General features: G+C 64.2%; 18 protein-coding genes. 5 read left to right on the top strand and 13 right to left on the bottom strand.

All coding sequences use genetic code 11. From position 1 onward, the window contains the following. Window positions 1–5 precede the first annotated feature (5 nt). A complete protein-coding gene (locus UB31_RS31060) occupies window positions 6–1,232 on the bottom strand; it encodes a lytic murein transglycosylase (RefSeq protein WP_045013577.1) in 1,227 nt (408 codons plus the stop codon). 7 nt (window positions 1,233–1,239) lie between these two features. Further along, entirely contained in the window at window positions 1,240–2,889 is a 1,650-nt protein-coding gene (gene ettA, locus UB31_RS31065; RefSeq protein WP_045002172.1) for an energy-dependent translational throttle protein EttA, read from the bottom strand. A 232-nt stretch (window positions 2,890–3,121) separates the two neighbouring features. On the opposite strand from ettA, the gene UB31_RS31070 reads away from it, so the two are divergent. After that, a complete protein-coding gene (locus tag UB31_RS31070; RefSeq protein WP_045013578.1) occupies window positions 3,122–3,337 on the top strand; it encodes a hypothetical protein in 216 nt (71 codons plus the stop codon). Between the two features lie 131 nt (window positions 3,338–3,468). After that, complete coding sequence (locus UB31_RS31075; protein ID WP_045013579.1) at window positions 3,469–4,431, top strand: D-2-hydroxyacid dehydrogenase family protein; 963 nt, start codon at window positions 3,469–3,471, stop codon at window positions 4,429–4,431. Window positions 4,432–4,488: 57 nt separating this feature from the next. Here the strand turns inward: UB31_RS31075 and UB31_RS31080 are convergent, their stop codons facing one another. Continuing rightward, window positions 4,489–5,676: a L,D-transpeptidase gene (locus UB31_RS31080; protein WP_045013911.1), complete on the bottom strand. Its 1,188-nt coding sequence runs from the start codon at window positions 5,674–5,676 to the stop codon at window positions 4,489–4,491. 368 nt (window positions 5,677–6,044) lie between these two features. On the opposite strand from UB31_RS31080, the gene UB31_RS31085 reads away from it, so the two are divergent. Beyond that, window positions 6,045–6,806, top strand: coding sequence for a hypothetical protein (locus UB31_RS31085; RefSeq protein ID WP_156175633.1), 762 nt, complete (start codon window positions 6,045–6,047; stop codon window positions 6,804–6,806). Between the two features lie 9 nt (window positions 6,807–6,815). Here UB31_RS31085 and sseA read toward each other — a convergent pair whose 3' ends face one another. From sseA to UB31_RS31100, 3 genes are all read right to left on the bottom strand, one after another. Further along, complete coding sequence (gene sseA / locus UB31_RS31090; protein WP_045013580.1) at window positions 6,816–7,664, bottom strand: 3-mercaptopyruvate sulfurtransferase; 849 nt, start codon at window positions 7,662–7,664, stop codon at window positions 6,816–6,818. A gap of 206 nt (window positions 7,665–7,870) precedes the next feature. Continuing rightward, the gene (locus UB31_RS31095) at window positions 7,871–8,284 is read right to left on the bottom strand and encodes a rhodanese-like domain-containing protein (protein WP_045002167.1); all 414 of its coding nucleotides are present in this window, start codon (window positions 8,282–8,284) and stop codon (window positions 7,871–7,873) included. A 57-nt stretch (window positions 8,285–8,341) separates the two neighbouring features. Next, window positions 8,342–9,517, bottom strand: a complete 1,176-nt coding sequence (locus UB31_RS31100; protein ID WP_045002166.1) for a vWA domain-containing protein — start codon at window positions 9,515–9,517, stop codon at window positions 8,342–8,344. 123 nt (window positions 9,518–9,640) lie between these two features. Between UB31_RS31100 and UB31_RS31105 the strand changes: the two genes are divergently transcribed. Further along, window positions 9,641–9,886 carry a GlsB/YeaQ/YmgE family stress response membrane protein gene (locus UB31_RS31105; RefSeq protein ID WP_045002165.1) on the top strand — a complete coding sequence of 82 codons (246 nt, stop codon included), beginning with the start codon at window positions 9,641–9,643 and terminating at the stop codon, window positions 9,884–9,886. Between the two features lie 93 nt (window positions 9,887–9,979). Beyond that, window positions 9,980–10,822: an AAA family ATPase gene (locus UB31_RS31110; protein WP_045002260.1), complete on the top strand. Its 843-nt coding sequence runs from the start codon at window positions 9,980–9,982 to the stop codon at window positions 10,820–10,822. Between the two features lie 946 nt (window positions 10,823–11,768). Here UB31_RS31110 and UB31_RS31115 read toward each other — a convergent pair. The 7 genes from UB31_RS31115 to UB31_RS31145 all read right to left on the bottom strand — a co-directional run bounded on the left by UB31_RS31115 (window position 11,769) and on the right by UB31_RS31145 (window position 17,213). Next, entirely contained in the window at window positions 11,769–12,065 is a 297-nt protein-coding gene (locus tag UB31_RS31115) for a BrnA antitoxin family protein (RefSeq protein ID WP_045013581.1), read from the bottom strand. After that, complete coding sequence (locus tag UB31_RS31120) at window positions 12,052–12,291, bottom strand: BrnT family toxin (protein WP_045013582.1); 240 nt, start codon at window positions 12,289–12,291, stop codon at window positions 12,052–12,054. Before UB31_RS31120 ends, UB31_RS31115 begins: the two co-directional genes overlap by 14 nt. Before the next feature lie 191 nt (window positions 12,292–12,482). Next, window positions 12,483–14,129, bottom strand: a complete 1,647-nt coding sequence (locus UB31_RS31125; protein ID WP_045013583.1) for a GMC family oxidoreductase — start codon at window positions 14,127–14,129, stop codon at window positions 12,483–12,485. A gap of 16 nt (window positions 14,130–14,145) precedes the next feature. After that, complete coding sequence (locus tag UB31_RS31130; RefSeq protein WP_045013584.1) at window positions 14,146–14,739, bottom strand: GNAT family N-acetyltransferase; 594 nt, start codon at window positions 14,737–14,739, stop codon at window positions 14,146–14,148. Between the two features lie 148 nt (window positions 14,740–14,887). Beyond that, window positions 14,888–15,814, bottom strand: coding sequence for an SMP-30/gluconolactonase/LRE family protein (locus UB31_RS31135; protein WP_045013585.1), 927 nt, complete (start codon window positions 15,812–15,814; stop codon window positions 14,888–14,890). Between the two features lie 137 nt (window positions 15,815–15,951). Continuing rightward, window positions 15,952–16,785 carry an AraC family transcriptional regulator gene (locus UB31_RS31140; RefSeq protein ID WP_045002159.1) on the bottom strand — a complete coding sequence of 278 codons (834 nt, stop codon included), beginning with the start codon at window positions 16,783–16,785 and terminating at the stop codon, window positions 15,952–15,954. Window positions 16,786–16,859: 74 nt separating this feature from the next. Beyond that, window positions 16,860–17,213, bottom strand: coding sequence for a hypothetical protein (locus UB31_RS31145; protein WP_045013586.1), 354 nt, complete (start codon window positions 17,211–17,213; stop codon window positions 16,860–16,862). Between the last annotated feature and the right edge of the window lie 91 nt (window positions 17,214–17,304).

The following is a 17,304-nucleotide window of genomic DNA, read 5'->3' on the forward strand; positions in this document are numbered from 1 at the left end:
CTTGTTCAGCGCGCCGCCTGGATCGAACGCAGCACCTCTTCGCTCGGCCAGCAATCGACTTTCAGGCCTGCCGACTTCTGATAGGCGCCGAGCGCGGCGCGTGTCTGCATGCCGGCCTTACCGTCGACCTTGTCCTTGTAGAGCCCAACGCGCGTGAGCCCGCGCTGCATTGCCTCGACATCCTTCGTGCGTAATTGCTTCGACGCCGACCATGGCGTGGCGAAAGGCAGCGGGCTCGTCATGCGGTCGCTGAGATGACCGACGAACAGCACATAGAGGTCAGAGAAATTGTACTCCTTGATGACGAAGTAGTTCTTCGTGGTCAGGAACGCCGGACCGTAGATGCCCTCTGGCTGGAGCAGCGAAGCCGGCTGCGCCTGCTCGGTGGCGCTGAGCTTTTGTCCACGGACCGGCACAAAGCCGTCGCGCAACCACTGGCCGATCGGCTTCGTCACCTCGGGCACGCCGCTGGTGCAATCGACCTTGGCCGGCGCCTGCACCTCATAGGCCCAGCGCACGCCGCTCTGCCAGCCCTTGTTGACGAGCTGCTGCGCGGCCGAGGCCAGCGCATCCGGCACCGAATGCCAGATGTCGATGCGGCCGTCGCCGTCGAAATCGACGCCGTGTTTGTAGTACTCGGACGGCAGGAATTGCGTGAGCCCGGTGGCGCCGGCCCAGGACGAGCGCATGTCCTTGCGCGTCACCACGCCTTCGCCGAGGATCTTGAGCGAGAGAATGAACTCGTTGCGATAGGTGTCCTTGCGCCGGCCGACATAGGCCTGCGTCGCCAATACGCGCACGAGATCGTAGGGCAGCGTGTAACGGCCGTAATCGGTCTCGCGTCCCCAGATCGCGAGCATAACGGTCGCGGGCACGCCGGAGCTGCTCTCGATTTTCGTCAGCGCGGCATTGTATTTCTGCAGCAGCCGCTGCCCTTCGCCCGCAAGATTCGCAATCGAGGCTTCCCTGACATAGTCGGCCGGCACCTGCACGAACTCGGCCTGCGACGGCGCGCCGGTCGCGGGCCGTCCCGGCAGGATCAAATCAGGCAGCTTGTAGTCAGGCTCGAGCCCGCGCGTCTGCTCGTCGAACGTCGCGCGCGGCACGCCGGCGGCCTGTGCTTCGGGCCAGAGCGAGGCGATGAACTGCGTGAAGGCGGCGTCGGCAGCACGAGCGGGCGACCAGCCGCAGGTGAGAGCAATCACCGCAGCGATGAGCGCCCGCCGCATCATGTCGAGATCACCGCGTCAGCTTCTTGTACTTCACGCGATGGGGGATGATGCTGTCCTGGCCGAGCCGGCGCATCTTGTCCTTTTCGTAGTCCTGGAAGTTGCCTTCGAACCATTCGACGTGGCTGTCGCCTTCGAAGGCAAGGATGTGGGTCGCGATGCGGTCGAGGAACCAGCGATCATGGCTGATGATGACGGCGCAGCCGGCAAAATCCTCCAGCGCCTCTTCGAGCGCGCGCAGCGTGTCGACGTCGAGGTCGTTGGTCGGCTCGTCGAGCAGCAGCACGTTGGAGCCGGACTTCAGCATTTTTGCGAGATGCACGCGGTTGCGTTCACCGCCGGAGAGCGCACCGACCTTCTTCTGCTGATCGGCGCCCTTGAAGTTGAACGCCGAGCAATAGCCGCGCGAGTTCACTTCCTTCTTGCCGAGCAGGATCAGCTCGTTGCCGCCGGAGATTTCCTCCCAGACGTTCTTGCTGCCGTCGAGCGCGTCGCGCGACTGGTCGACATAGCCGAGATGCACGGTCTCCCCGACCGTAATGGTGCCCTTGTCCGGCGCGTCCTGCTTGGTGATCATCCTGAACAGCGTCGTCTTGCCGGCGCCGTTGGCGCCGATCACGCCGACGATGCCGCCGGGCGGCAGATTGAAGGTGAGGTCGTCGATCAAGAGGCGATCGCCAAAGCCTTTGCTGAGGCCTTCGAAGTCGACGACGTTGGCACCGAGCCGCTCGGCGACGGGAATGACGATCTGTGCGCCCTGGCTCTGCTTCTCGCTCGCCTGCTTAAGCAGATCCTCATAGCGCTGATAGCGCGCCTTGGATTTTGCCTGGCGCGCCTTCGGCGACGAGGCGACCCATTCCTGCTCGCGAGCGAGCGTCTTCTGGTGCGCGGCATCCTCGCGGCCTTCCTGCTCCAGCCGCTTCTGCTTCTGCACCAGCCAGGACGAGTAATTGCCCTCGTAGGGAATCCCCTTGCCGCGATCGAGCTCGAGGATCCAGCTCGTGACGTTGTCGAGGAAGTAGCGATCATGGGTGACGATCAGGATCGCGCCGGGATAGTTGCGCAGATGGCCTTCCAGCCACGACACCGACTCGGCATCGAGATGGTTGGTCGGTTCGTCCAGCAGCAACAGCTCGGGCTGGTCGAGCAGCAGCTTGCACAGCGCGACGCGGCGGCGCTCACCGCCGGACAGTTTCGTGACGTCGGCATCGTCGGGCGGGCAGCGCAGCGCGTCCATGGCCTGGTCGACCTTGCTGTCGAGATCCCAGAGGCCCTGGGCCTCGATCTCGTCTTGCAGCTTGGTCATCTCGTCGGCGGTCTCCTCGGAATAATTCATCGCCAGCTCATTGTAGCGATCGAGGATGGCCTTCTGCTTGGCGACGCCCAGCATAACGTTCTCGCGCACGGACAGCGCCGCATCGAGATGCGGTTCCTGCTCGAGATAGCCGACGCGGGCGCCCTGAGCGACCCAGGCCTCGCCGTTGTACTCCTTGTCGAGACCCGCCATGATTTTGAGCAGCGTCGACTTGCCCGAGCCGTTGACGCCGAGCACGCCGATCTTGGCGTCCGGATAGAACGACAGATGGATGTTATCGAGCACCTTGCGGGTCGGGTAGCTCTTGGTCAGGCCCTGCATGAAATAGATGAACTGGCGCGCCATCGGTCCCGAAAACCTTCGATTTGAGGAAATTTGCTTGCCGCCGATGTAGCCATCCCGCCCCCAAAGGGCAATGTTTTCCCTCCGTTCACCACGGATGAATACGGGACGGACACCATCCGGCCACCGATCCGGACAATTGAAACCATCTTTTAATAAATCAGGCCAAAGCTCCGTTTCGCGCGGAAACAGCGCCACCCGCTCAGAATGAACGGGGAGCACAGCGAGGCCCATCATGGCTCTGATCGAGACCAATTCCATTGCCGTTCCGGCCGAAGCCGGCAGCACCTCCGCGCTCGTCACGGAGATCAAGGGTTTCTGGAAGCGCTTCTTCGCCACGGCCTTCAACCCCTACCGGCCCGAGCTGCATTACATGCGCGGCCCCGGTCCCGCCTGGCGCGCCAAGCACGGCATGAATGCGCCGTTCCGGCTGAAGCCCCGCGACCTCTGAGCCCTTCGCTCCTATCGAATTTTTGAAGACGCTAGCCGCTTGCGCGCAGGTGTGATTGTGCGCAACCATGGCCCGGTTCCGACGATGGCGCCCCCGCATGCGCCGTCACCTCTCGCCATGGATGAACGCTGATGACGCGGCTGCGCTGTGCAATTCTCGACGACTATTTCAACATCGCCCTCGACGTCGCCGACTGGCCGAAACTGTCCGACCGTGTCGACGTCACCGTGTTCAGCCATCCCTTCGCCTCGGAGCAGGCCGCGGCCAGCGCCCTTGCCGACTTCGAGATCATCTGCGCGATGCGCGAGCGGACCGCTTTCCCCAAGAGCCTGTTCCAGGCGCTGCCGAAGCTGAAGCTGCTGCTGACGTCGGGCATGCGCAACGCCTCGATCGACATGGAGGCCGCAAAGGCGCAGGGCGTCGTCATCGGCGGCACGCAATATTCCCGCGACCCCACCGCGCCTCTCACCATGGGCCTGATCCTGGAGCTGACCCGCGGCATCGGCCGCGAGAACGCGCGCATGCATGCAGGCGAGCCCTGGCAGACCTTTGCCGGCGTCGAGATCGAGGGAATGACGCTCGGCGTCGTCGGGCTCGGCAAGCTCGGGAGCAAGATGGCCGGCATCGCCAAGGCATTCGGCATGAACGTGATCGCCTGGAGCCCGAACCTGACGCCGGAGAAGTGCAAGGAAGCCGGCGTCGGCTATGCCACCAAAGAGGAGCTGTTCGCGAAGGCCGATATCATCACCATCCATGTGGTGCTGAGCGAGCGCTCGCGGGGATTGGTCGGAGCTGCCGATCTCGCGCGGATGAAGCCAACGGCCTTCCTCGTCAACACTGCGCGCGGGCCGATCGTGGATGAGGCGGCGCTGCTTGAGGTGTTGCAGCAGAAGAGGATTGCGGGCGCCGGCATCGACGTGTTCTCGGTCGAGCCGCTACCGGTCGATCATCCCTTCCGCAAGCTCGACAACCTCGTGCTGACGCCGCATCTCGGCTACGCGACCGAGGACGGCTTGCGCATCCATTACGGCCAGATGGTCGAAGCGATCGACGCCTTCGCCAAGGGCGGCGAGTTGCCGCGGAAGCTCGCCTGAAACGAAAAGGGCGCGCCGCTGGCACGCCCTTTTGCAATCCGAATTTTCGCGACGCGCCTAGCGCACCGTGACCGGCGCGGGCAGCGGCGGCACCACCGTCGGCTGGGTGCCCCCGACCGGACCGGTCTGAGCGGCCATCGGGGCCAGACCAGCGGCGGCACCGGGCATGGGCGCCGCGGATGCGGTCGCCGTTCCCGGCGCCGGGCCACCCGGCATCACCACCACGCGGGTGCCGACCTTGACCCGGTCGAACAGGTCGGAGACGTCATCGTTCAGCATGCCGATGCAGCCCGAGGAGACGAACTTGCCGATCGTCGAGGGCTGATTGGTGCCGTGAATGCGGTATACGGTCGAGCCGAGATACATCGCACGGGCACCGAGCGGATTGCCGGGGCCGCCGGCCATAAAGCGCGGCAGATAGGGCTGGCGTTCGATCATCTCCGTCGGCGGATGCCAATCCGGCCACTCCGCCTTGCGGGTGATCTTCTGCACGCCGGTCCAGGTGAAACCGTCGCGGCCGACGCGAACGCCGTAGCGGATCGCACGGCCATTGCCGAGGACGTAGTAAAGATAGGTGTTCGGGGTATCGACGATGAGCGTTCCGGCCGGCTCCTTGGTCGCCAGCGAAACTTCCTGCCGACGCAGGTTCGGCGCCAATTGCGCCGGCGCAGCATCAGGCTGCTCCTCGGGCGGCAACGAGGCAATCGACATCGGACGGCCATCGGCACCGACCGCAGGCTGCTGCGAAACCGCTCCGGTCGCGGCCGGACCACCACCGACCGCCTCCGGCGGACGCAGGCCATCGCTGCCGGGCGCCTGGCCCGGACGGTCGGCATAGATCACCGCCGGTGCGCCGGCGGGGCGACCATAGCGGGGATCGTCGGGCGACATCACCGGGCCCTGCGGCGGGGCAGCCGAATAGACCGGAGCGCCAGCGGGACGGCCATAACGCGGATCGTCCGGCGACGTCACAGGGCCCTGCGGCGGGACCGCCGAATAGACCGGCGGGCCAGCCGGGCGGCCGTAGCGCGGATCTTGGCCGGGGGGCGGCAGCGACGCCTGCGGCATCGCGTCGTCGTCATCTTCCAGCGCGTCGAAATTCGGGGCGCGGTCGCCCGGGCGATATTCGGCCGGGGCGCCATAGCTCGGCGCCTGCTGCACCGGATAGCTCTGCGCCTGTGCGAGCGAGGCTCCCGCCGCAGCGACTGTTGCGGCAGCGCATATCGTCAGCAAATGTTTGATCATCATCGCTCTTGTATAGTCCCCAGGCCCTATCGGACCGCTAACGGCCAGATGACCGAAGATAGCGGCACATTCAAGACATGACAGGCCGAATTGGGCCGATTTGGCGATTTGTGATGTGAATGCGCACCGTTGCTCCGTTGCATCACGGGGCGGAAATCGCGTGGCGCCGTAGATTGCCGGAGTCTTTGGCCCCGATTTTTTACGGAACGGCGCGGAGGCCTTGCGATATGGTCGAATCAGCCTGATTCGCCATCGCTTTGAAGCTCCGGATCCCGCGCGGCGAACGCGGCAATCAGTACCGTCACCGCGTTCAGATGGCTCATGGGCCCTGGCCACACGCCGCCGGGGCGGAAATTCGTAACCCGTCAATGCTTCCCGGCTTTCGCTTCCTGCTTGCCGCGATCCTGCTGTCAACCTCCATCCTGGTGTTCGGCCTAGGCGCCGCCGCGCTGCTGCGGGCGACCCATGAGCAGTATGTCAGCAACCCGTCCTGGCGGAACGGCCCGCAGGAGCAGGTGTTTGCGCAGGCGTCGGAACCGGCCCAGCCGGTGCTCGCGGCACTCCGCGCCGAGCCGGAGGCAACGGAGCCCACGCTGCGCGACCAGGTTCCAACCGTTTCCCTGCCGGCGAGCGAGCCCGAACAGATCGCCGCGGTGACAACCGAGGCCAGCGTTCCGCCGGAGCCACAGGTCGCCGAGGCTGCGCCACTGGCCGCCGAGCCGGCCAAGGTGGAGACGACGGCCGGGGCCGCAGCTCCGACGCCGACCGATACACTCACGCCGACCGACACAACGGCATCCATGCCCGAGGCCAAGCCGTCACTGACCACGACCGCGAGCGAGCCAACGCCGGCCGACAACAGTGCAGCCCAAGCTTCGTCCGCGCTCGAGTTTGCTAGCGCCAAGGTGGCTGCGCTGAACGACCCGGCGACCACGGCCTGGAAAGATCCGCCGGCGAAGGCCAAGGCCGATAACGTTGCACCCGCGAGCCAGGCGACCAAGCCGCGCGCACATCGGGTGAAGAAGCACCGCCGCATCGTGAGGCGTCCGCCTGCGCCGGTTCAGCAGCTCGATCCGTTCGGGCAGCCGCTGCCCGCGCTCGCCGCGACAACCACGCGCGCGCGCCAATAAGCTTAAAGCTTACGCCGGTCCGGTCGCGATCGGCGGACCTTTTTCCTGGCCCCATTCCGACCATGAGCCGTCATAGAGTGCGGTATCGGCGACGCCCAGGCGATACAGCGCGAGCGTCAGCACGCCGGCCGAGACGCCCGAGCCGCAGCTCGTCACGATCGGCGCATCGAGCTTCACGCCGGCGCTCGCGAACGCGGCGCGGAGATCATCAAGCTGCTTCATCTCGCCGGTCGCAGCATTGAACAGGCCGGCGTAGGGCACGTTGCGAGCGCCTGGGATGTGACCGGAACGGATGCCCGCGCGCGGCTCAGCTGCGCGGCCCTCGAAACGCTCGGCCGGTCGTGCGTCGATCACCTGCTCGGCGCGGCTTTCGACGTTGGCGATCAGCTGCTGCATGCTGCGCACGCGCTTGGCGTCATAGCTCGCCTTGAAGGTCTGCGGCCTCGGCTTCACTTCGCCGCTCTCGGTCGCGCGTTCCTCGGCGCGCCACTTCTTCAGGCCGCCATTGAGGATGCGCACATTGCTGTGGCCGTAGGACAGGAACATCCACCACGCGCGGGGCGCAGCGACCCAGCCGCCGGCATCGTAGAGGACGACGGTGTCGGCATTGGAGATGCCGAGTTGGCCGGCGTCGCGGCCGAACTGCTCGGCGCTCGGAAACATATGCGGCAGCGGGTTGGAATGATCCGACACGGCATCGACGTCGAAGAACACAGCGCCCGGCAGATGCGCGGCGAGATAGTCGTCCTTCGGCAGCGGCAGCACTCCGGGCAGCTTGAAGCTGGCGTCGAGCACCTTGACGTTGGCGTCGTTGATGTGGGCGGCGAGCCATTCTGTGGAGACGAGGGGATCGGTCATACGAGGTCTTTCTTGTCAGTCCGGGGCGTGCGTAGCACGAGGGAGATTGAAGCAGTGCGCATCAAACTCCACTGTCATCTCCCGGCTTGGCCGGGCGATCCAGTATTCCAGAGGCGGTTGTGATCGAGCGGAGAGGCCGCGGCGTACTGGATTCCCCGCCTTCGCGGGGAATGACGCCGGAGATTGGAGCGACAGCGAAACACCCCTCACCCCTTCTTCTTCGGCTCCCACTGCTCCACCGGACCACCGGCGTCGCGCCAGGCGGCGTAGCCGCCGGCGATGTGGGCGACGGGTTTCAGGCCCATGTCCTGCGCGGTCTTGGCGGCGAGCGCGGAGCGCAGGCCTCCGGCGCAGTGGAACACGAACTTCTTGTCCTCCTGGAACACCGGCTTGGCATACGGGCTCTGCGGATCGATCCAGAATTCCAGCATGCCGCGGGTACAGGCGAACGCGCCGGGAATGCGGCCGTCGCGCTCGATCTCGCGGGGATCGCGAATGTCGACGATGACGACGTCGCCGTTCTTGGAGATCTCGATGGCGTCCTTGGCGGTGAGCGTCTCGATCTCGGCATTGGCCTCGTCGATCAGCGCCTTGATACCGCGGGTGATGTTTTGGGGCATGTGCTTCTCCCTCTTGTCGGCGGCTAGCGCGGCCGTCCGGACTGACGGCGCGTGCAGCTAGTGCGTCAATTCCTTCATCGCACCTTCCAGACCTTCGATCGTGATCGGGTACATGCGATTGGCGAAGATGCGTTTGATGATGGTGGTGGATTCCGAATAGTCCCAGTGCTTCTGAGCGACCGGATTGAGCCACACCGAATGCGGATAGGTGCGAATGATGCGGTCGAGCCAGATCGAGCCCGGCTCCTCGTTGACATGCTCGACTGAGCCGCCCGGCACCATGATCTCGTAAGGCGACATCGAGGCATCGCCGACGAACACGACCTTGTAGTCGTGCGGATACTTGTGCAGCACGTCCCAGGTCGGCGTGCGGTCGGTGAAGCGGCGCTTGTTCTGCTTCCACACGCCCTCATAGAGGCAATTGTGGAAGTAGAAATACTCCATGTGCTTGAACTCGCTCTTCGCCGCCGAGAACAGCTCCTCGACCTGCTCGATATGCGAATCCATCGAGCCGCCGATGTCGAAGAACACCAAGAGCTTGACCGCGTTGCGCCGCTCGGGGCGCATCACCACGTCGAGATAGCCGTGGTTGGCGGTCTCCTTGATCGTGTTGTCGAGATCGAGCTCGTCCGGCGCGCCGGTGCGCGCAAACTTGCGCAGGCGGCGCAGCGCCACCTTGATGTTGCGGATGCCGAGCTCGACATTGCCGTCGAGATCCTTGAATTCGCGCTTGTCCCACACCTTCACGGCGCGGTTGTTGCGGTTCTTCTCCTGGCCGATGCGGACGCCCTCGGGATTGTAGCCGTGCGCGCCGAACGGCGAAGTGCCGGCCGTACCGATCCACTTCGAGCCGCCCTGGTGCCGGCCCTTCTGCTCCTCGAGCCGCTTCTTCAGGGTCTCCATGAGCTTGTCCCAGCCCATGGCCTCGATCTGCTTCTTCTCTTCCTCGGTGAGGTATTTTTCGGCGAGCTTTTTCAGCCACTCCTCGGGGATCTCGGCCCCCTCCATGGCGTCGAGCAGGCTTTCCAGCCCCTTGAACACGGTGCCGAAGACGCGGTCGAACTTGTCGAGGTTGCGCTCGTCCTTCACCAGCGAGGTGCGCGACAGATAGTAGAAGTTCTCGACCGTGTAGTCCGCGAGGTCGGCGTCGAGCGCCTCCATCAACGTGAGGTATTCGCGCAGCGTCACGGGGACCTGCGCATCGCGCAGAGACGTAAAGAATTGCAGGAACATAGGTGACAGATTGCCCGTCGGGTGGCCGACGTCAAGGGGCCGAGACCAGCGCCGGGCGCTGGACCGGGCGGCTTTTTGCTCTAGAATTGGTGGCCTCAAGGGGTTGTTTTAGGGACGTTCGCAATGGGAATTCTCGCAGCACTCATCATCGGCGCCATCGCCGGCTGGCTCGCCGGTAAAATTGTCCATGGCGCGGGATTTGGCCTGCTCGGCAACATCGTTGTCGGCATCATCGGCGCGCTGGTCGCGGGCTGGGTGCTGCCGCAGCTCGGCATCGCGCTGGCAACGGGCACGCTGGGTTCGATCCTGGACGCCACGATCGGCGCGGTGATTGTGCTGGTCATCCTTTCGCTGATAAAACGGGTCTGAAAGCCTGACCGAACCAGGAACGGCCGCCATGAGCGGCCGTTCCGTTTGTTGGACCAGGGCGACGCCTCGGCCGACGACCAACAAGGACGCGCGATGAAATTTACCGGCACCAAGGACTATGTTGCGACCGACGATCTCAAGGTCGCCGTCAACGCCTCGATCGTGCTGGAGCGCCCGCTGCTGATCAAGGGCGAGCCCGGCACCGGCAAGACGGTGCTGGCCGAGGAAGTGGCGAAGGCGCTGAACGCGCCGCTTCTGACCTGGCACATCAAGTCCACCACCAAGGCGCAGCAGGGCCTCTATGAATACGACGCGGTGTCGCGCCTGCGCGACAGCCAGCTCGGCGATGCCCGCGTGTCCGACATCAAGAACTACATCAAGCGCGGCAAGCTGTGGGACGCCTTCGCCGCCGAGCAGCGCCCGGTGCTCTTGATCGACGAGATCGACAAGGCCGACATCGAATTCCCGAACGACCTCTTGCTCGAGCTCGACCGCATGGAATTCCATGTCTACGAGACCGGCGAGACGATCAAGGCGAAGCAGCGCCCGATCATGATGATCACCTCCAACAACGAGAAGGAGCTGCCGGACGCTTTTCTCCGCCGCTGCTTCTTCCACTACATCAAGTTCCCCGACGCCGACACCATGGGCCGCATCGTCGACGTCCACTTCCCCGGCATCAAGAAGCGCCTGGTCGAGGAAGCGCTGCGGATCTTCTTCGAGGTGCGCGAGGTGCCCGGGTTGAAGAAGAAGCCGTCGACGTCAGAGCTGCTTGACTGGCTGAAGCTGCTGCTCAACGAAGACATGACCGTCGAACAACTGCGGGAGCGCGACCCGCGCAAGCTCATTCCGCCGCTGCACGGTGCCCTGCTGAAGAACGAGCAGGACGTGCATTTGTTCGAGCGGCTGGCGTTCTTGAGCCGACGGGAAGTGTAAGAAGCCTTGTAGGATGGGTAGAGCGGAGCGAAACCCATCAAACTGTTCCCGCGATGTTGGAGCTGATGGTTTCGCTTCGCTCTACCCATCCTACGCGCTCTCGCTCCAGCCACCGGTGTCATTCCCCGCGAAGGCGGGGAATCCAGTACGCCGCGACTTCTCGGCTGAACCACTACTGTCTCGGAGTACTGGATCGCCCGCCTTCGCGGGCGATGACAGTGAGCGTGCAATCGCAGACACACCTTCGCATCCTCGCGGCGCATTTCGCCCGAGCTTTGCTCATTCCTCGCCCGCCAAAAAAAGAGGGCGCAGGGAAGGCCGGGTGCCGGCTTGGCACCCACGGTCCGCTGTGCGTAGATAGCGCAAAAGGACTGCACAGCGGCATACAGGTGCGGCCGAACACACGGCCTTCCCTGCGCGATGGTCGGACGGCTTATGCCGTGCTCTCCCGGGAGCCGAGTTCCTTCTGGCCTCCCTCACCCCGCGAATTGACAATGCCGTCTGCCCGGTTGGGCTCGCGCACATCTCCGCGAAAGGCTTGACCGTAGCAACGACGGCCAGGACCACACGGTTTTGCCGTACGCGCTCAGCGCCGTCCGTCTACACGCGGCCACGGACTCACAGGGACTACCCGCCCTGCCCGCACCTCTCGTGCCGACGCTGCCGCGTCCACCGCAACCCGGCCCGCGTTTCGAACGACTCGCGAACCGCCCCTCTTCGTGGGTCGGGCTGTTTCGACTTATGCCGCAATTCCGAATTTCGGTAAAGTGGAATATTTTTGTGGGGAGGAATTGACGGCGCGCGAAGTGTTTTGCCCGTCGGGACAATTCAAATGCGACTGCAAATCGTAGCCCGGATGGAGCGCAGCGAAATCCGGGGCATGGCGTGCGGGCCGATGCAGTCGTCCCGGATTGCGCTGCGCTCCATCCGGGCTACGGGACTGTCATCACGCCGACGCCTTACGCTTCACCGCCTTGCGCAAGGTCTCGTCGATCCGCGATTGCCAGCCTGGCCCGGTCGACTTGAAATGCGTGATCACGTCCTGGCTTAGGCGTAAAGAGACCAGCTTCTTTGTCGGCGACTTGTTCGGGCCGCGGCCATTGCGAATGGATGCGCTGAGGTCGGGGAAGACTTCAGAAAACGGGCGCGCCTTAGCGAAATCTGCCTTTGTCAGTTCCGGATTGTCGCTGACATCGTGCAAGTCTTTTTTGGTGTAGCCCGACTTCTTTTTAGCGTTTGGCATAGAGTTTCCTTTCGCTACGGCTTGCGGGGCGCATGCTGATGACGCTGATGCCCTCGCGCCCCAACCGGGCGAACGCAACAACAATGACACCACGGGTACTCGCGCCGGTCGCAACCCAGCGCTGGCTTCTGTTATGCGACGGAAACGTTTCGTCGAGATCGGCAAAATCCAACCCGTGCTTGTCGAGGTTGGCGAGCCGCTTCGGTTCATCCCGGACGATTTTCATCGACTATAATGTCGCTACGATTTATCCGGCCGTCAATATTTTGTAGCTACAGAATAAAAAGACCGTAGGGTGGGTTAGCGTCAGCGTAACCCACCTCTTTCGTTTCCGCGTCGAGAGAAGCGGTGGGTTACGCCGCGCGAACTGCGCTTCGCGCAGTCGCGGGGCTAACCCACCCTGCGCAGTTGCGCCCCTCACGCCACCGCGGCATCCGGCACGCGCGCGGATTCCATCGGCTGCTTGCCGCGGATGAGATCCGACGCACGATCGGCGATCATCATGGTGGAGGCGTTCAGGTTCGCCGAGATCATGCGCGGCATCACCGACGCATCGATCACGCGCAGCCCCTCCAAGCCATGAACGCGAAGCTGGTCGTCCACCACCGCCCAGCTCGAATCCGCCGGGCCCATGCGGCAGGTGCAGCCGGGGTGGAAGGTGGTGGTGCCGCGTTCGGTGGCTGCCGCCAGGAATTCGTCGTCGGTGTTGATGTTCGGGCCCGGGAAATCCTCATAGGCATAATAGCGCGACAGCGGCGCGGACTTCAAAAGCCTGCGCGCGAGCTTCATGCCACCGACGATGACGCGACGGTCGAGCTCGGCGTCGAGATAGTTGGTCTGGATGATGGGCGGCGCAAAGGGATCGTTGGAGCGGATGCGGACATAGCCGCGGCTCTCGGGGCGTTGCTGCCAGGAGGCCACCGTCATGCCGGGCTGGTCCTCGAGCTGGCCCTGCACACCTTCCTTGTAGCTCGCCGGCGTGAACGTAAGCTGCAGGTCGGAGCTGTCGGCGCTTTCGCCGGAGTGCCAGAAGCAATAGACCATGGTCGGCGACAGCGAAAGCAGGCCTTTGCGCGCGGTCGCCCATTTCAGCGCCTCGATCCACAGCGAAAAGCCGCGGCGGAGCTCGTTGATGGTCCTGATGTCTTTTACGCGCGCCACTGTGCGCGGCGCGTAATGGTCTTGCAGGCCTTCGCCGACGGGCAGCGCGTGACGCACGGCGATGCCGTGGGCGCCGAGCAGATCGGGCGAGCCGATTCCGGAGAGCTGGAGCAGCTGCGGCGAATTATAGGTGCCGCCGGAGAGGATCACTTCCTTGTTGGCGCGCACCTCCACCGGCGTGCCGCCGCGGCCGCCCTCCATGTAGCGCACGCCGACGGCGCGCTTGCCCTCGAAGATGATCTCGGTCGCATGCGCATGCGTGTGCACATGCACGTTGGGCCGCTTCATCGCGGGCTTGAGGAACGCCGTCGAGCCGGAGACACGCAAGCCCTTGTCGATGGTGCGCTGGCAGTAGGAGACGCCTTCCTGCTTCGCGCCGTTGTAATCGGGATTGCGGGGAATGCCGAGCGAGACCGCGCCTTCCATGAAGGCTTCGCAGAGCGGGTCGCGCCAGTTCATCGTGGTGACGGTGAGGTTGCCGTCGCGACCGCGATAAATGTCTTCGCCCTCGCCGACCCGTTTCTCCAGCCGCCGGAAGTAGGGCAGCACGTCGGCATAGCCCCAGCCGCGATTGCCCATCTGCGCCCAGGTGTCGAAATCCATCCGCTGGCCGCGGTTGTAGATGTGGCCGTTGATCGAGGACGAGCCGCCGAGCGTCTTGCCGCGCGGCGCGTAGATGCTGCGCCCGCCGGTCCAGGGTCCAACCTCCTGCTGGTAGGCCCAGTTGATGCTCTTCATGTGGAAGGTCTTGATGAAGCCCGCCGGCAGATGGATGTAGGGATGCCAGTCGCTCGGGCCGGCCTCGAGCACGCAGACGCTGGTCGAGGGATCTTCGCTGAGCCGGCTGGTGAGCACGCAACCGGCGGAGCCCGCACCGACGATCACATAATCAAATCTATCCATGGTACCTCGGCCGCCTTTAGCGCGGCTTATCGTTGAGTTGATAGTTCAAATGCGTTCGCACCGTCTGCCATTCAGCCGCGGTGATGCTGTAAACCACGGTGTCGCGCAGCGTGCCGTTCGGCGTCACCTGATGGCTGCGCAGAATGCCGTCCTGCTTGGCGCCGAGACGCTCGATGGCGCGGCGGCTCTGATGGTTGAAGAAATGCGTGCGGAATTCCACCGCGATGCAGTTCAGAGTTTCGAACGCGTGGGTGAGCAGCAGAATCTTGCACTGCGTGTTGAGCGGCCCGCGCTGTGCGCTCTTGCCATACCAGGTCGAGCCGATCTCGACGCGGCGGTTGGCGGCATCGATGTTCATATAGGTTGTCATGCCCACGATGTTGCCGCCGGCATCGAACACGGTGAACGGCAGCATCGAGCCCGCGGTCTGAAGACCGAGCCGGCGGTCGATTTCCTTGGCCATGTTCTCAGGCGTCGGAATCGCGGTGTACCAGATCGTGGAGAGCTCGCCGTCCTTCACGGCCTCCACCAGCCCCTCGCGGTGCTGATGCGACAGCGGCTCGAGACGGGCGTGCTGTCCACGCAGGGTGATGGGATCAGGCCAGGGCATTTGAAGTCTCCTTATGTCATTGCGAGAAGCGAGGCGGCGAAGCAATCCGGACTGTCTCCGCGGAGGAATTCCTGGATTGCTTCGCTTCCGCCGTCGCTCTGCGAGCTATGGCGGACAAGCCGCTCGCAATGACGGTAACTAGCACCGTTCACTTGTTTAGGAAATTGAGAGGCAATCCGCCGCGCGGCCAGTCCATGGCGATCAGCTCGCCCTTGCCGGACAGCGTGATGTAAGCGGTCTTCAGCCCGGGGCCGCCGAACGCGATGTTGGTGGTGACGCGGTCGCCGGTCGGGACCTGCTCAACCAGGGTGCCGTCGGGGGCGATCACCGAAATGCAGCCGGAAACAAGCGTGGCGACGCAGACATTGCCGTTGGCCTCCACCGCGAGCGAGTCGAACATCTGGTAGCCGCCGAGGCCGCAGATCGGCTGGCCCCGCTCGCCGCGGTAGATCACCTCACGCGGCTTGAGCATGCCGGGCGCGGAGAGCTCGTAGGCCCAGAGCCGCCCCGTCGGCGTTTCCGCGATGTAGACAGTGTTCTCGTCCGGCGACAGCCCGATGCCGTTCGCCGGCAGCACGCCATGCACGACCTCGACGATCTCCTTCATGCCGGGCTTGAGATAGTACATGCCGCCGACATCCATCTCGCGCGCGCGGCGTTTGCCGAGATCGGAGAACCAGAGGCCGCCGTGCTTGTCGAACACCAAATCATTTGGCCCGCGCAGATCATGCTCGCCGCATTTGGTCACGACGGTCTCGATCTTGCCCGATTGCAGATCGACGCGCTGGATCGACCCGCCGAGATAATCATCCGGCTGCGGTCCCGGCATGATCATCTTGCCGGCCGGATGCCAGGAGAAGCCGCCATTGTTGCAGATATAGATCTTGCCGTCGGGCCCGAGCGCCGCACCATTCGGGCCGCCCGGGACCTTGGCGACAATCTCCTTGCGGCCGTCGGGATAAACGCGGGTCAGACGCTGGCCGCGGATTTCCACCAGCACGACCGAGCCGTCCGGCATCACAACCGGCCCTTCGGGAAATTCGAGGTCGGTGGCGAGAACGCGAACGTTGGACATGGAGGCCCTCCCGGCTGCTTGTTATGGCTTGCGCGGGATGTCCGGCACGGGCCTCGCACGCAAGATTTGCCTGCGGTTATGACAAAGTCGCTTCCGCTTGCCAAGCAAGCGGGGAGGTATGCCAGCGTTGCGCTGCCCTACTCCTTCACCGGCACCCAAATCTCGAAGCCGCCATTGCCTGTGGCGGGATCGAATTTTTCTGCATAGCGCTCGAAATTCGGCGCGTCCGCGGCTTTCAAGCCAGATGCGGGCAACCATTGATTCCAGATCGTGTTGACGGTGCGACGGATCGAGGCGACGTGGTCGGTGTGGGTGAACACCGCATAGCGCTGCTCGGAGATGCGGACGCGTCCCAGGCCGCGCGGCAGCTCGGAAAAGTCGGAGACCTCAGCACCGGCGATATAATCGAAATTGCCGGCATCATCACCGTTATGACAGACGCCGTAGGCGACATTGCCGATCCGCGCGGGGATGCCTGCGACCTCCTGATGGAAGCGCGCCCACATCCCGGGGATGGCGGCGCCATTGTCGCAGGAGATGCGCTCAGCGAGGCCGGCGACGAGGAAGGCCTTTGCGGTTTCGAAACGCGGGGCTGCCAGATGGTCGAGCATGGTGGAGTCCATGAGGATCGGTTCCTGAAGCTTGAGTTTGTCGAGGCGCGTTGCCGCCCTTACCGCTTCGGGTGTCGCGCCAAATTGGTCGCGGAACGCGCGGGTGAATGCTTCGTGCGAGCCGTAATCCGCCTCCAGCGCCAGCGACAGAATGTCCGGCGCGCCCTTGGCGAGGCTGCGCGCCGCCTCCGTCAGCCGTCGCATGCGCACGTAGCGCATCACCGGATGGCCGGTGGCTGCGGCAAACGCGCGCACCATGTGGAAGCGCGACACGCCGCCGATCGCAGCGATCTCGTCGAGCGTCATCGGCTCGGCCAGATGGCTCTCGATGTACCAGAGCGCGCGCTGGGCTGGGTTCATATGGCCCTCGTTCGAAGCAAGGCCGGTTTAGGCGAACGCGAGAGGCCTCGCTTGATCGGCGTTGCGGTCAGCCCCTACTTCGCATCCTTCGCCGGCGGCGCGTCCTGCTTCTTCTTCACATCCTCCGCCGTCTTCGCCTGCGCGGCCTGGAGATCGCCGAGCGTCTTCTGCAAGCCGGCAAGCGTCACCTTCAACGCGTCGATCTGGCGGTTGGCCGCATCCAGCTTCTGCTGGTGATCGAGGTTGAGCTTCGTGACCGTCTTCTGGAGGAAATCGACGTTGCTCTGGAGGCAGCTCGTACGCCGCTCCATGGTCTTTTCAACCGTGCAAATCTCGATGCCGGGCACGTCCTGCGCGCGCACTGGCGCTAGCGCCAGCGCGACGAGCGGTAACATCGCGAAACAAACGGCAGCGGTCCGGCGTGGCATTCAGGTTCCTCGTCAAATTAATCACGGCAATTTGCGCGGAACGCGCAGAGCTTGCCAACGCTACCACACTCGTACCGCATTCTCGCGTTGA

Origin of the sequence: Bradyrhizobium sp. LTSP849, from assembly GCF_000938255.1 — a bacterium.
Lineage (GTDB): Bacteria > Pseudomonadota > Alphaproteobacteria > Rhizobiales > Xanthobacteraceae > Bradyrhizobium.

Bases quoted from the DNA above. Each gene is read 5' to 3' on its own strand.
- UB31_RS31085 (WP_156175633.1), top strand. From the start codon at position 6,045: ATGCTTCCCGGCTTTCGCTTCCTGCTTGCCGCGATCCTGCTGTCAACC.
- UB31_RS31120 (WP_045013582.1), bottom strand. From the start codon at position 12,291: ATGAAAATCGTCCGGGATGAACCGAAGCGGCTCGCCAACCTCGACAAG.
- UB31_RS31110 (WP_045002260.1), top strand. From the start codon at position 9,980: ATGAAATTTACCGGCACCAAGGACTATGTTGCGACCGACGATCTCAAG.
- UB31_RS31100 (WP_045002166.1), bottom strand. From the start codon at position 9,517: ATGTTCCTGCAATTCTTTACGTCTCTGCGCGATGCGCAGGTCCCCGTG.
- UB31_RS31105 (WP_045002165.1), top strand. From the start codon at position 9,641: ATGGGAATTCTCGCAGCACTCATCATCGGCGCCATCGCCGGCTGGCTC.
- UB31_RS31070 (WP_045013578.1), top strand. From the start codon at position 3,122: ATGGCTCTGATCGAGACCAATTCCATTGCCGTTCCGGCCGAAGCCGGC.
- UB31_RS31130 (WP_045013584.1), bottom strand. From the start codon at position 14,739: ATGCCCTGGCCTGATCCCATCACCCTGCGTGGACAGCACGCCCGTCTC.
- sseA (WP_045013580.1), bottom strand. From the start codon at position 7,664: ATGACCGATCCCCTCGTCTCCACAGAATGGCTCGCCGCCCACATCAAC.
- UB31_RS31115 (WP_045013581.1), bottom strand. From the start codon at position 12,065: ATGCCAAACGCTAAAAAGAAGTCGGGCTACACCAAAAAAGACTTGCAC.
- ettA (WP_045002172.1), bottom strand. From the start codon at position 2,889: ATGGCGCGCCAGTTCATCTATTTCATGCAGGGCCTGACCAAGAGCTAC.
- UB31_RS31145 (WP_045013586.1), bottom strand. From the start codon at position 17,213: ATGCCACGCCGGACCGCTGCCGTTTGTTTCGCGATGTTACCGCTCGTC.
- UB31_RS31080 (WP_045013911.1), bottom strand. From the start codon at position 5,676: ATGATCAAACATTTGCTGACGATATGCGCTGCCGCAACAGTCGCTGCG.
- UB31_RS31075 (WP_045013579.1), top strand. From the start codon at position 3,469: ATGACGCGGCTGCGCTGTGCAATTCTCGACGACTATTTCAACATCGCC.
- UB31_RS31135 (WP_045013585.1), bottom strand. From the start codon at position 15,814: ATGTCCAACGTTCGCGTTCTCGCCACCGACCTCGAATTTCCCGAAGGG.
- UB31_RS31140 (WP_045002159.1), bottom strand. From the start codon at position 16,785: ATGAACCCAGCCCAGCGCGCGCTCTGGTACATCGAGAGCCATCTGGCC.
- UB31_RS31095 (WP_045002167.1), bottom strand. From the start codon at position 8,284: ATGCCCCAAAACATCACCCGCGGTATCAAGGCGCTGATCGACGAGGCC.
- UB31_RS31060 (WP_045013577.1), bottom strand. From the start codon at position 1,232: ATGATGCGGCGGGCGCTCATCGCTGCGGTGATTGCTCTCACCTGCGGC.
- UB31_RS31125 (WP_045013583.1), bottom strand. From the start codon at position 14,129: ATGGATAGATTTGATTATGTGATCGTCGGTGCGGGCTCCGCCGGTTGC.